The sequence below is a fragment of the Streptomyces sp. NPDC058525 genome (assembly GCF_042719495.1).
Lineage (GTDB): Bacteria > Actinomycetota > Actinomycetes > Streptomycetales > Streptomycetaceae > Streptomyces.
Window position 1 is genome coordinate 1 of record NZ_JBHXNP010000161.1, and the last position, 13,161, is coordinate 13,161.

At 69.1% G+C, this 13,161-nt stretch carries 12 protein-coding genes and 1 pseudogene; 9 read left to right on the forward strand and 4 right to left on the reverse strand.

Going from position 1 to position 13,161, the window contains the following annotated elements; translation table 11 throughout:
• Positions 1–139: 139 nt before the first annotated feature.
• Positions 140–469: a hypothetical protein gene (locus ACFWP3_RS40025; RefSeq protein ID WP_384231506.1), complete on the forward strand. Its 330-nt coding sequence runs from the start codon at positions 140–142 to the stop codon at positions 467–469.
• A 164-nt stretch (positions 470–633) separates the two neighbouring features.
• Here ACFWP3_RS40025 and ACFWP3_RS40030 read toward each other — a convergent pair whose 3' ends face one another.
• Positions 634–2,067, reverse strand: coding sequence for an amidohydrolase family protein (locus ACFWP3_RS40030; protein WP_384231508.1), 1,434 nt, complete (start codon positions 2,065–2,067; stop codon positions 634–636).
• 659 nt (positions 2,068–2,726) lie between these two features.
• Here ACFWP3_RS40030 and ACFWP3_RS40035 point away from each other — a divergent pair.
• From ACFWP3_RS40035 to ACFWP3_RS40045, 3 genes are all read left to right on the forward strand, one after another.
• On the forward strand, positions 2,727–3,740 hold the full coding sequence (locus ACFWP3_RS40035) for an SPFH domain-containing protein (protein WP_384231511.1): 1,014 nt from the start codon (positions 2,727–2,729) through the stop codon (positions 3,738–3,740).
• Positions 3,737–4,636 (forward strand): hypothetical protein, encoded by a 900-nt coding sequence (locus ACFWP3_RS40040; RefSeq protein ID WP_384231513.1) that lies wholly within the window; start codon positions 3,737–3,739, stop codon positions 4,634–4,636. The genes ACFWP3_RS40035 and ACFWP3_RS40040 overlap by 4 nt, the downstream gene beginning before the upstream one ends.
• Positions 4,637–4,701: 65 nt before the next feature.
• Positions 4,702–5,094, forward strand: coding sequence for a hypothetical protein (locus ACFWP3_RS40045; RefSeq protein WP_384231515.1), 393 nt, complete (start codon positions 4,702–4,704; stop codon positions 5,092–5,094).
• 288 nt (positions 5,095–5,382) lie between these two features.
• Here the strand turns inward: ACFWP3_RS40045 and ACFWP3_RS40050 are convergent, their stop codons facing one another.
• A complete protein-coding gene (locus ACFWP3_RS40050) occupies positions 5,383–6,093 on the reverse strand; it encodes a hypothetical protein (RefSeq protein ID WP_384231518.1) in 711 nt (236 codons plus the stop codon).
• Positions 6,094–6,689: 596 nt separating this feature from the next.
• Entirely contained in the window at positions 6,690–7,256 is a 567-nt protein-coding gene (locus ACFWP3_RS40055) for a TIGR04222 domain-containing membrane protein (protein WP_384231520.1), read from the reverse strand.
• A gap of 779 nt (positions 7,257–8,035) precedes the next feature.
• Here ACFWP3_RS40055 and ACFWP3_RS40060 point away from each other — a divergent pair.
• The 5 genes and pseudogenes from ACFWP3_RS40060 to ACFWP3_RS40080 form a co-directional block, all read left to right on the forward strand.
• Positions 8,036–8,340, forward strand: a pseudogene (locus tag ACFWP3_RS40060) (transposase); the annotation flags it as partial.
• Complete coding sequence (locus ACFWP3_RS40065) at positions 8,340–8,669, forward strand: hypothetical protein (RefSeq protein ID WP_384231523.1); 330 nt, start codon at positions 8,340–8,342, stop codon at positions 8,667–8,669. The pseudogene ACFWP3_RS40060 and the gene ACFWP3_RS40065, both read left to right, overlap by 1 nt.
• 1,307 nt (positions 8,670–9,976) lie before the next feature.
• The gene (locus ACFWP3_RS40070; RefSeq protein ID WP_384231525.1) at positions 9,977–10,546 is read left to right on the forward strand and encodes an RICIN domain-containing protein; all 570 of its coding nucleotides are present in this window, start codon (positions 9,977–9,979) and stop codon (positions 10,544–10,546) included.
• 439 nt (positions 10,547–10,985) lie between these two features.
• A complete protein-coding gene (locus ACFWP3_RS40075; RefSeq protein ID WP_384231527.1) occupies positions 10,986–11,783 on the forward strand; it encodes a DUF5995 family protein in 798 nt (265 codons plus the stop codon).
• A gap of 303 nt (positions 11,784–12,086) precedes the next feature.
• Positions 12,087–12,851, forward strand: a complete 765-nt coding sequence (locus ACFWP3_RS40080; protein ID WP_384231529.1) for an FAD-dependent oxidoreductase — start codon at positions 12,087–12,089, stop codon at positions 12,849–12,851.
• Between the two features lie 37 nt (positions 12,852–12,888).
• Here ACFWP3_RS40080 and ACFWP3_RS40085 read toward each other — a convergent pair.
• Positions 12,889–13,161, reverse strand: a 273-nt coding sequence (locus ACFWP3_RS40085) for an integrase core domain-containing protein (protein WP_384231530.1), incomplete at its 5' end; no start/stop codon positions are given.

Sequence of the window (13,161 nt, forward strand, 5' to 3'; positions counted from 1 at the left end):
AGGTCGAGCTGTTGCGTGCAGTCGATGAATGGGACCGTGAGCTGCTGGCCTTCCCCGACCGTTGACCGGCGTCAGCCCCCGGAGCCCAGGACCTGGGCTGAGTGGCCACCCGGGACCGGCCCACGTTCTCGGGCTCCACGTGGTGCAGCTGCTCGCCGACCCGGCACACTCGCCGAAATGGCTACGGGGTCTGGTACTGCACGAGCCTCTGAGCGGCGGGCACGGGCAGCTCGGCACCACGTCGCGGGTGGTGATGGAGATGGGCCAGCGGAAGATGGAGTGCACCGAGACCATCACACGCCGGGAACCCGCGGACTTGCGCGAGGTCCCGGGAACGACCGTGGTTCGTTTCGACCGCGAGATCGTCGGCGAGGGCTTGTGGAGCGCCGTGCGCGACCGGTTGACCGAAGCCGGCCCGGGAACGACGCTCTGGGAGAGCGAGAACGAATACCGGTTCAGCGGGTTCTGATGAAGCTGGTGGGACTTCTGATGCCCGGCGCCTTCCGCAAGCAGTCGCTCCAGCAGATGCAGGACTTCAAGGCGTTCGCCGAGCAGGGGAAGGACGTGTGCGAAGGGAAGGGCTGATCTGCGCCGTCCGTCAAGCCTCGCCGGCCGCGGCGAGGCCGGTGGAGTTCAGCCGGCCGCGCGGATCCGGGCGGCGGCCGTTTCGGCCTCCCGCACGACGCGGTCCGTGTCGACGTCCACGAGCCGGCCGTCGAACTTGAGGGGCCGTCCGTCGACGAACACCGAGTGGACGTTCTCGGGGCGCCCGTTGTACACGGTCTGTCCGATCCAGTCGAAGCGCGGCGCGAAGTTCAGGGCGGCCGGATCGACGACGACGACGTCGGCACGCTTTCCGGGGGTCAGGGAACCCACCCGGTCGCTGATCCCGAGGGCTTCGGCGCCGCCCAGCGTGGCCATCCGCAGGACGTCGTGCACTTGCGGGAAGATCCCGGCTTCCGTCGCGCGGGCGCGCTGCAGGCCGATGGCCGTCTTCATCAGCGCGTGGAAGTCCGAGCTGTCGTTGGTCCCGCCGTCCAGGCCGAGGCCGACCTTGACGCCACGCCGTCCGAACTCGGACAGCCGCATGATGCCCGAAGCCAGCCGCATGTTGCTGAGCGGGCAATGGGCCGCACGCACGTCGTGCGCGGCGACGGCGGCGATCTCGTCGTCGGTCAGGTGAATCGCGTGGTTGATCAAGAGCCGCGGACCGAGGGCGCCGATGTTGGCGAGGACTCCGATGGGGTCGTCAGCGCGCTGCTCGGGGCGTTCCAGGACATGGGAGTTGAGCATGACTCCGAGGTCCTGGGCGGCTTCCCAGTGCGCATGGTTGAGGTGTTGGACGGGGCGTGCCGCGTGCGTGGCGACCTGGAAGCCGGCGAGCGGAACGGGGTCGACGAGTTCCTTCTTCACCTTCGTGACCAGCGTCGGGTCGGCTTCGGAAGGGAACATCGCGTAGGTGAACCGCACTCCGGTGCCGGCCAGGGCCCGTACGTAGCTCTCGATGAGGTCGTACGAGAAGATGTCCACCCAGTCCACGAGGGTGGTCACACCCGATTGGACGGCGTCGAGGGCGGCGAGGCGTACGAAGCTGTGCACGGCCTCGGGGGTGAGCCGGTTCCGCTGGGGGTTGGTACATCGGTTGAACCAGCCGAACAGGTCTCCGTCGGTGCAGCCCCCGCGGATCACCGCCTGCCAGAGGTGGGTGTGCGTATCGACGAACCCTGGCATGACCAACTTGCCCGAAGCGTCCACGATCCGGGTGCCGGGCGGGGTCCGCAGGTTCCTGCCGACGGCGGCGATGGTCCCGTTCCGCATCAGGACGTCGGCGTTCTCGACAGCGCCGAGGGGGCCGCTGCCGAGGGCCGGATCCATGGTGAGTACCAGTGAGGCGCCGCGCAGCAGGACCACCGGGCCGACCGGGAGCTGCGGGCCGGCGGGGCGGCTAGGGCGTTCGGGGCGGGTGGTGATGCCGAGGACGAGCGGGGCGGCAGCGGCCAGGCCGAGGCCGGTGAGGAGGTCGCGGCGGCTGGGGGTGGCCGGCGACGGGGTGGGGGATGAGTGCATGGCGTAGTGCCTCCCGACTGCTCAGAACGGAAGGCCCGCCCGGGCGGCGCGGTGTGAGCGCCGGGCAGGGGCGGGAGATTGCACGCAGCATTCCCAGCGAACGGCCATTCGATAGGCGTCTGCGGAAAACATTTTCCGTTCCGGCCGTGTGCCGGCCATCCGGCAGGCAGCGTGGAACGCAAGCGCCTGATCGTCCGCAAGACCTCGGTGCGGTTCCTCGCGGTTCTCATCCAGGTGGGCTGCCGCTCGACCAAACTCATCGGAGCCCACGGCGCAAGCTCTCCACGCTCCCGCAGCTTGGCCGCCACATAGGTCTCCAGTAGGTGGAGATGGCGCCCGTTGTACGCCCACGGCACGTGTCCACAGCAGCTCGCCTGCAACCACAGCGGTCGCTGGAAGCAGGGGTCGACAGGTCCGTCCTTGCTGGCCGTGCCGGCCGTGACGACAGCCTCCCCTGCGGGGATGCCGGGGTAGGGCGTGACGGCGGCGCACCCATCACACCAAGGGCAGCGCACCAGAACCTTATCGAGGAAGTCGCATCCGTACTTGTGTTCGTGCTCGCACTCGCCTCGCCCTGCGGGGCCACGCGCCTTTTCGTCCCCTTGACGATATGCGATCCGCTCATTATCGTCGCATTGACGAAATGAAGGGGGTTCGCCATGGCCGACATCACCCGGCGCTTCGGTTGGCGCCATCTGCGCTCCGCGCCCACCGCTCACATCCGCCACCACAGGCGCGGCCGTCTCGTCCACGACGGGCGGGGGCTCAGCTTCTGGTACCGGTCGCTGTCGGCGGCGCTTTCCGAAGTGCCCGTCGACGACCGCGAGCTGGCAATGGCCTTCCACGCCCGTACGGCCGACTTCCAGGACGTTGCCGTGCAGGCCACCGTCACCTATCGGATCAGCAACCCGGCCGAGGCCGCGGAACGGCTCGACTTCTCCGTCGACCCGGACACCGGGAGCTGGCGCGGCGCGCCCCTGGAGCAGATCGCCACGCTCCTCACCGAGACCGCGCAGCAGCACACGCTCGACGCACTGGCCCGCACCCCGCTGGCCGTCGCCCTGGTGGACGGCGTCGCCTCCGTACGGGGACGGGTCGCGGACGGTCTCGCCGCCGAGCCCAGGCTCCCGGCCACCGGCATCGACGTGGTGGCCGTGCGGGTCGTGGCGATCCGCCCCGAAGCCGAGGTGGAGCGCGCCCTGCGAACCCCGGCCCGCGAGCAGATCCAGCAGGAGGCGGACCGGGCCACCTACGAACGGCGGGCCGTCGCCGTGGAGCGGGAGCGTGCCATCGCCGAGAACGAACTCGCCAGCCAGATCGAACTCGCCCGCCGAGAGGAGCAGTTGGTCGAGCAGCGCGGCACCAACACCCGTCGCGAGGCCGAGGAGAAGGCGGCGGCCGACGCCGTGAGGACGCAGGCCGATGCAGCCCGCAAGGTCAGCCTGGCCCGCGCCGACGCCGAGGCGGCCCGCCAGACGGGCGCCGCGCGCGCCGAGGTCCAGGCCGCATGGCTGCGCGTGCACGACGAAGCCGCCCCGGGCACGCTGCAGGCCCTCGCGGTGGCCCGGCTGGCGGAGAACCTGCCGCGGATCGAGAGCATCACGCTCTCTCCCGACGTCCTCACCGGGCTCCTCAGCAGGCTCGGACGCCCGGAAGACGGCGCGGACGCGTGAGCCTGGCCCCAAGGGCGGTGCTCGTGCACCGCAGGACCGAGTACGAGGAACTGCTCGCCCGGCACGGGACGCACGGCCAGGCCGCGTTCTTCCTCTCCAGCCGAGGCCGGTCCATCGACGAGGTGTTCCGCCGCCACGACCGTACGCGGCAGGCGCTGCGGGATGTGGCGGCGGCGGTTCCGCTCACCTGGCGCAGCTCCCGGGTGGAGCGGGCGGACCTGGACCGCTTCCTGTTCGCCCCGGAGGACGTGGTGGTCGTCGTCGGCCAAGACGGCCTGGTCGCCAACACCGCGAAGTACCTGCGCGGCCAGCCGGTGGTGGGCATCGACACCGACCCGGGTCGCAACCCGGGGGTCCTGGTCCGCCACCGATGCGCCGACGCGGCCGCCCTGCTGCGTGCGGCGGCCGAGGCCGGGGGCCGGGTGGAAGAGCTGACCATGGTCGAGGCCGTTGCCGACGACACCCAGCGCCTCCTCGCGCTGAACGAGATCTACCTGGGTTCGCCCGGTCACCAGACGGCCCGCTACCGCCTGGGCTCCGAAGGCGAGACGGGGCCGGGCGAGGCCCAGGCATCCTCCGGGGTGCTGGTGGGCACCGGTACGGGCGCCACCGGCTGGCTGCGCTCCCTGTGGCTGGAGCGCGGCAGCCCCGTGGGGCTCCCCGAACCTCGCGACCGGCGGCTCCTGTGGTTCGTGCGCGAGGCCTGGCCGTCCCCCGCGACCGGAACGACGAGGATCGCCGGCGAGCTGGAACCGGGACAAGGCCTGACGCTGACCGTGGAGTCGGACCGGATCGTGGTCTTCGGCGACGGAATGGAAAGCGACGCCCTACAACTGACCTGTGGTCAGAGCGTCCGGCTGGGCATCGCGGAAACATCCCTGCGCCTGGTGACGTGAACGCCCATCGCCCGCCTGTCGGACCCTGCGCCTAGGCTGGTAACTCGATGTCGAGGGCCGGCCGCATGGCGACCTACGAGTGGCAGTCGATCGCCGACGGGTTCCTCGACCACCTGGGCGCCCTCTCCGCCGAGACACCCGATCTCGACACCGCAGAGGCCAGGGTCGCCCTCAAGGACGCCTCGGAGGCCGCGGCCGGCGCCGTCGCGTACGCGGCGTACCACCCGCACTGCAGCTTCAACGTCTTCCTGGAGTACGTGAACTTCGGTATGAACTACGACCCGGGTGCCGACGGCCCCGAGGAGGAGGTCACACCGGGGGAGTGGATCGATGCACTGTGCCTGGCGGTCCTCAGGGACAAGGCCAAGTGGCACGGTGAGGAGTTCACCTTCGCCCGCCGGAAGTTCGCTGCTCGATCTGCCCCGCCACCCAAAAGCTCGGCATCACCGACCCCCTGAGCCCGCTGCGCGCGCTCGCCCCGCCTCCGCCGAGCCCCGGCGGTAGAGCCAGCACCCCGACCGGTGAGACGGCCAACGCCCGGCCCTGATGAAGGCCGGGCGTTCCCGTTCCCGCCGAATAGGCCTCCGCGCTCAGAGCCGACCGGCTTGCCCAGACCCGGTTGCCCAAGAGGGGGACAGGCTTGCCCGGGCCACGAAACACCAGCTCAAGACGCGTGCCCACTGCCACGAGAAGCCGGCCAGGGAGGAGCCAACGAACGCACCGGCCGGCTCGGCGCCAAGCACCGGCTACGGGAGGGGCGTGATGCAAGCTGGACGGCTCATTGGATCAGATCGGTGTGCGGATGCTTGGGGGGAGGTCGGGCAGATGTAGATCTGCATGTTGTCCGTGCTGCCCACCCCTACTCTCGTCGGCTGCGGGGGGTTCTGGCCCGCGTAGTGAGAGCTGGCGGCGGCGGCCTGGTCTTCCTGCGGCACCCAGCTACGGCCTTCATCGCCGTCCCACTCCCAGGAAGCGATCGTCAGCAGCGGGGTCATCCGTACTTCGCACACAGCGCAGTACCGAGGCGTCGGGTCGGTACGGCCCCACGGGGGCCGGCCAGCAACCTTCCAGCCGGGTGCGTTGCCCAGATGAGTGGAATAGAACTCTTGCGGGTACTCCGCGTAAGAGCTGTCCACGGTCGCGCCGACTGCCTGCCACCTGTTCCAGTCCTCCAGCATCCGCTGGAGCTCCGGGCTGAGGTCCAGGCTGTTGGGGTACTCGGTGATTGCTTCTGGTGCCAGCACGCACGGCTCTGGCACGTAACCCGGATAGTCCGCCTCGTACGGTTCCGGTGGTGTGGCGAGGACGTCGCGGACCTCCGCGGCGGACCGCCAGAACAGTGCGGTCGCCGGCTTGCAATCCGGATCGTGCTCGTAGGGGCACCAGAGAATCTGAAGCAGATCGGCCTGCCTGGGCGGCCGCAACAGGGGTATGTCACGCAGGAACAGCTGAGCCACGGGCAACATCGGGACCGGGCATTCGGCGGGCCCGGGAAGGGCCGGCGTCGAGCCGTTTCGCGAGCCACGCGGCATTGCGCTCCTCGAGCGCCTCCTCCTCGGGCGTGAGGGTGGCAGCCTGGCCGTCAGGGCGCCACCGGGACTGCAGGCATCTCTGGAGCCGCACTTCGGTCGGTGACTGACGGAACCCACTGGCCACGTGCAGGTGCGCGTCTTCACAGTGCGGCCACGGCTGCCTGCCGGCCACATCAGCGGCCCGCCGACCGAGCTGTCCCTGACCGAAGGCGCCCCTGGACGCGGATGCAGCCGCATTGCAGGACGCGCCAACGGCGCCAGCTCGGGGAAGACCGCTGTCACCTAGATAGACAGGCCGCGGCGGATTAGTTCGTACGAAAAGCATGTTGGCGATCTTGCCACCAGCTACTGACAGTCCCCAGCCGCCTCAACCCGCGGCAGCGCTCAACTGGCTGCAACACCCACCTACGGTGACAACAGGCGTGCCTATGTGCCTCGTTCGGTTGTGGAGGTTGTCACCGCCTGGCGGAGCGAACCTGCTGGTCAATAGTCCACCCCGTAGCGAAGTGGCCGCTGGAACCTCACTCGCCGCCGCCGCCCCCGCCGCTGTGACCGCCGCCGGAGTGTGTATCCGTATCCAGGCCGGGGCCGGGGTCGCCGTAACGACGATTGCCGCCCGGCCGCCTTCGGGGCTGGCCCGCTGGGGGTGACACGTCCCCTTCCCAGCGCGGGCTGCGATGAGGGAAGACGTACTCCAGCATGCGCGGGTCAAGCTGGGCCTGTTGGAGATGTCGCCGGCCCGCCGGGGTCGTTTGACGCTCCGCGCCCGCCACCAGACCCCACGTGGCCAGCCCGCGGCCGATCTTCTCAATCTCTGGGGAGCGCTGAAGGACGGCTCGTACGATGTCGATGTCTGTCGGGTGCCTGCAGAAGGAGACCATCGCGCGCTCGACCGGATGAAGAGGTTGCTTTCCCTCCACGGAATGGACCTGTGAGTTTTTCACCACGAGCAGCCCACGCTGGTGCAGCGCGGTGACCGCACTGTCCACCACATGCCGAGCCCCGCCCGCCAGGAACGCGACGTCATACACGTCCAGGGGTCTCGTCTCGCCCGAGCCTCGCACGATCCACCGGAACACCCACCGCATACCAGCCCCCCGTCACGGCCTGCATCTGTCACCTGGCAGTGCAGCCTTCCCTATACCTCAGAGTCTGATGGCACGCGATCAACTTTGGGTGGCACCGGACAGTCAAGGCAGACCCTCCTTCTCAGGCAGGGGCGACAAGCGTACGGGGACAGACGTCGGGACGAGGTGCAATCGATCTCGATCAGTCATAGAGCGACGAAACGTGGGGTGGGAGCTTGACGTCAGGGTTGCACCGGAAGGGAGCTGGAGCGTTGTCTGCGGGGGTGCACTAGGCGGGGGGAGCGAAGGTGTGACCGGAGGTGGCACCCCCCGAAGCTGGCGATCTTCCGTTCGCGCAGGTCAGAGGTCATGGGCAAGCCCGCTTCGGAAAACGACACCTCTAATTTGTGAGTAATTAGAGGTTCTGGATCTCTGATGGGCCCGGGGCGGCGTTGTCCGGCCCGGGGCAGGACGTGTGTGGTCCGGTCGGTGCCGTGGTGCCCCCTACGACACCTCCGACCGTCGAGGTCTCGGGTAAGACTGGTGGCGCTGGGCGCCGGCCGGTCCTCGCACGTTCTGCCCCCACGAGCCCGTCGGGTTCGGGATCCTCGATGGATGAGCTGCCGCTCGGTGACGCGTTTCTCCTCACGAGCTCCGAGCTCTGGACACGGCGTGCGCCCGTGCAGTTTGGGTGCCGCGCACGGCTGATGAGGTGGCGGGCCTTGGAGCCCTGGAATTAGCGCGCCGTGCGGCCCCGCGTGCTCGCCTTCGAGAACGGCACCGGAGAAGGGGCGGGATCCATGGACGTGTTCTGCGGGATCGACTGGGCGGAGGGACACCACGACGTCGCACTTGCCGACGACACCGGCAAGCTGCTGGCCAAGTGCCGCATCCGCGACGACCTGGACGGCTACCGCCTGCTGCTGAACCTCCTGGCCGAGCACGGCGACACCGCCGAGACGCCGATCCCGGTGGCCATCGAGACCAGCCGCGGCCTGCTGGTCGCCAGCTTCGGCAAGGACCCCGGAAGATCTACGCGGTCAACCCGATGCCTGCCTCCCGCTACCGCGACAGGCTGTCCCTTCCGAGCACGGAGGGGGAGCCATGGCAGAGGTCGGTGGATGGATCGGGAGCGCAACCTGCGGTCGTTCCTGGAGTTGCTGGCGGCTGGCGCACCACGTGGGTTGCGGGTTCGATGCCACCGACTGGGAGACGGTGGCTCTGGCGGTCGAGGCGACCGACGACGAGCGGCCCGACGGCTGGTACTCGTATCCCTTGGCCGGCGAGCATCGACAGGTCGAGGTTCGGCTTGCCCGCGCGGTCGGCGGCGATGAGCTCATGGTGGCCATAAAAGAAACTCTGACGCCCGAACTGGACGTCCGGGCGGACACCCTGCTGGCCGTCTTTGCAGCCGGCCGGCCAAGGTCAACTTGACCCGTTAGCTGCATGAGGTGTCTTTCCTCCCGATAGCCGAGGGGAGAGGTCATCGGTGTCCCGGGGGCCGGCGGTCGCGCGGAGGGGTACATGTACCGGTATGGCTCGTGAACGGATCCGGTGGCCCCTCGTCGTGGAGCGGGCGCGCCAGATCGTGGAACGCGGAGCCTGTCTACTCGTGGTCGGCGATTTCGATTGCTCTGGCGAGGACATCGAGCAGGACTGGGTGGAGCGGACGGGCTGCTGGAGCTAGGTGAACCGGGTGCTGCTCACCTATCGGATACGCACCCGCCGGAGCGTCACCACCGCCCACGACCTGCGTGACCGGCGGCTCCACCGCCACCGCTGTACCGCCACCCGCCAACCCGGCGCCGGCCAGCACCGCACCCAGCACCGCCGTCACGACCCGCCCACCCAAACCCGTCCATGCCATAACCGCGCCCGTCCCCTCCACGCTGCCGCGCCCTGGGCCGGGCGCGGTCGTTGGGGAGCGTGTCAGTGAGCTGGTGCTGGAACGAGCGCCAATCAGGCCGTTCTCGGTGTGCGGGTCCCGGCCTGCGTCGGTCCGGGGCCTGGTATCCGATCAGGCTCGTCCTTGTCGGCGCCGCTCGGGTGCGGGGTCCGCCTCAACGCGATCCATCCGCATGTACACGGCGGGACGCATCCCAACAGCCGATAGAGGGTGGTGGGCGTCCCTGAAGGCAGCCGAATCGACCAACGGCCGCAACAACCTCGCTCGGTTGTGCAACACCGGCGCTGCAACACACCTGCGCATTGCAGCACTGACCTGCACAAAAACGACCCAACAGCCGTCAAGGGGCCCGCGTTGCAGCCCGCGTAGCACCAACACCCCCTCGCACGCGACGCCGACTGCACCCTTGAGCCCCGCCCGCACTCGCCACCCCGCTCAGGGCATTCACCGAACGGCCTCTACGAGCAGCCGACAGCATCGACGGCCGGCAGGACCGAAACCCGGAGGTGAACCCGGTGCACAAGTGATCGCCATCAACGGCGCGGGACAAGGGCCGATCCGGTGTGGTGGTGGCCCGTGCGCGGTGCAGTAGAGAGCGGGAGCGCCTTAACGGTCGTACTTCGCCACACGATTGACGTATCGGGGGCCGGGGGCGGTACGCACAGGTTTCCGCGTCGGCAGGTCTGTTGTGCGTACAGGGGATCGTTTCTGCGATTCGTGTTCGGGCGTGGCGGGAGAAGTCGAGCAGCGGTGTGTGGAAGCGTCCCAGCCGTTCCCAGGCCGAGGCGGCGTCACCGCGCCGCCCTCACCCCTCCTTCCGGAAGGACGACTTGTCATGCGCAAGCGTATGCTCTCGCTGCTCGCCGCCGTGTGCACTGCTGTCCCGATCGTCTTGGCCGGCGCCTCACCGGCGTCGGCGGATTCGCTCATCAACCAGGACATGGTGAACAAGATGCACGGCAGCCGGCTGGCGCTGGGTGGGGACAGCACCGCGGAAGGAGCCGAGGTGGTCGCGCTCCGCGGTACCCGCTGGGACAGCCACATCACGGAAGCGTGGGACTGGGAGGGTACCTATGACGGCACCAACCAGCTGTGGACCGCGACCCTGCGCAACCGTGCCGCGAACAAGTGCATCGAGCCCGAGACGACCAACCCGGTCCGGGGGAACCGGATCGTGGTACGCGCCTGCGACGGATCGGACCAGCAGAAGTGGAGCGCGCGCCTTGAGACCAAGGGCGGCAACGAACAGCGGTGGTGGATCTGGCGTCCGGTGAAGAACCTGAACATCGCCATGTCCCTTCAGAACACCAACAATGATCAGTGGGACAGCGTCCGCCTGGACTACTCGTACCCGAGCGACGACCGCCTGTGGCAGACCGGACCCAACAACCAGCCCTGGTGGTAGACCGCGTCTGCGACACAGGGAGTGGTTGACGAGCGGGAGCTGTGGTCCGATCAGCGCGTACGGGCCGCATGAGGGCCGCTGCCCACCGGACAGGAGCTCCTTGACCTGCCCACTTGAAGTCAGCCCACGAGGCGTCCCACCACGGGAGGCCCCGTGGGCTGATCGTTCGGCCCGCTCGCCGTCGGCTCCTGGTGTGGAACGACTCCCTCGACGAGCACGGACAAGGGGTTGGCGGCACGAAACTGGTGCGGCCCCACTGGGAACGCGGCGGATCGTGTTCCGGTCGAACCTGCCACCCCCAGCGGCGTTCTCCAGCCGGAATCCGCTGTCCCCCCGTCTGGCGAGCCCGGCTGCCTAGCTTGGCGCACGATGCCACCCCACCACGTCACCCCTTGAGGGAGGGGTGATCGGGGGAGACAACTACAGTGACGGAGCGAGTGTGGCGATCAGGACCGAGGACATCAACTGGCGGCCTCGTACGGCGCCGGAGGCGCTGACGGCACTCGAACTGCTCAGCAGCCGACTGCGCGAGGTCGGCGACCACCGCGCGGTCTTCATTGACGTCTACGAGGTCATCACCCGCCAAGTGGTCAACGTCATGCACGCCGAGGACCACACCGGTTTCCTGGACCCGACGTGGCTCTCTGAGTTGACCGGCCTGTTCGCCGAGGAGGCACTGATCGCCACCCGCTGCTCGCTGCTCGGTGAGCCGGTGACCAGCGCGTCCTGGCGCATTGCCACCCGCTGTTCCGGGAACCGGGTGACGGCGCCGTGGCAGAGCGCGTTCCTGGGAATCAACGCGCACATCAACTACGACCTGGGTTTGGTCGTGCACAGCTACCTTCGGGCACACCGCGATCGGATCGACGCGACCCAGTTGCGCCGCTACCACCAGGACTACCAGAGGGTGAACCGCCTCCTGGAGCAGTCGGTGTTCGAGTGCGCGGACGTGCTGATCGATCGCTACCGCTGCCAGGCCACCACCGCTGCCCGGTACGTGCCGTTGGGCCGCCGGGTCGGCGCGCAAGGGGTCATGCTGATGCTGGTGTCCTGGCGCGACCAGGCATGGCGAGACATCCTCGCGCTTTGGAATGCTCGGGACGAACGGGTGCGTGCACGGATCCTGCGGCGGATGGACCGAAGGGCCGGGCGGATTGCGCAAGCCATTACCGCAGGCCCTACGCTGGGGCGTTCCCTCCGGGCCCTCGGATCGATGATCTGGCGTGCCGTTGACTGAGCCTGTCCCACCTTCCAAGCGTGGGCCTGAGGCGGTCATTCGCTCTGCCAGGGCGCCGTCACCCGGTTCCCGGAACAGCGCGTGGCGATGCGCCAGGACGCGCTGGTCACCGGCTCACCGAGCAAGGCATACGGCCGATCTGGATTGGGTGGCCGGGAATCATCTTGATCTTGCTGTGTCGCGGTGGCTGGATGACATGTGCGCCCCAGGTCCGCACCCGCGCGGTCGCCCCCAATCTCCGTCCCACGGGATCCCCGGGGGCGGGGGCGGGGGCCGGGCTGGACGACGCGGAGGAGTGCGGGCGTGGCTGTGCAGGGTGCGGATGTGCTGGTGGTCGGTTCGGGAGTGGTGGGCCGTTCGCTGGCGTTCGCGCTCACTGAGGCGGAGCCGTCGATCCGCGTGGTGCTGGCCGGCGACACCGGCGAAGCCGGTAGCGGTGGTGGGGCTGCATCGGGTGCTGCGGGGGCGATGCTCGGAGCGTTGGGGGAAGTCACCGATCTCGCGGTGCGCGCACGCCACGGCCGGCTGCGTATCGAGCTCGCGGTCGCTGCGGCCTCGAGGTGGCCGGCTTGGCGGGAGCAGGTCCGCGCCCGAGCCGGGGCCACGGCCCCACAGCGGGATGGATACAAGACCGGCACGTTCATGGTCCTGAACGCCGTCTCCTCCGGCCTGGACGACGCTTCGTTCGCTGCCGTCGCCCGCTCCGCGGCCGAGCACGGTCTGCCCTGCCACGACATGGGCCCGACGGACATCGCGGGCTACCGGCCCTTGGAGAACGACCGTGCGCTGCGCGCCTGGCACCTGCCCGAGGAAGGCTTCCTCGACGCCCGGGCCTGGCTGGCCACCCTGGACGCAGCCCTCGCGGTTGCGTCCCACACGATCCGCGTTCCGGCAGGCACGCTCACAGCGGCCCCGGGCGGCGGCTACCTCCTCGACACGCCCGCGGGGGTTTTCCGGGCCCCGCGTGCGGTGGTCGCGGCCGGGGCTTGGACCACCCCGATCCTCGACGCCCTCGATCCCGACCTGCCGGTCGTTCCCGTCCTGGCGGCGGCCGGCACCGCGGTGTGAGGTTGTTCCTGTTTGGCGGACAGGTTGTTTGTGTTGGTCAGGCTGCGGTGTTTTCGTACTCGGCTGGGCTTCGGTAGCCGAGGCTGGAGTGGAGTCTGCGGGTGTTGTACCAGCCCTCGATGTAGTCGAAGATCGCGCTGTGGGCGACGGATCGGCTGTGCCATCTGCGTTGGCTGACCAGCTCGTTCTTGAGTGTGGCGAAGAAGGATTCGGCGAGGGCGTTGTCCCAGCACACTCCGGTCCGTCCGACCGAGAGTCGGATGTTGCGGGCGGCTGCGAGGGCGGTGAAGGCGTGGCTGGTGTATTGGCT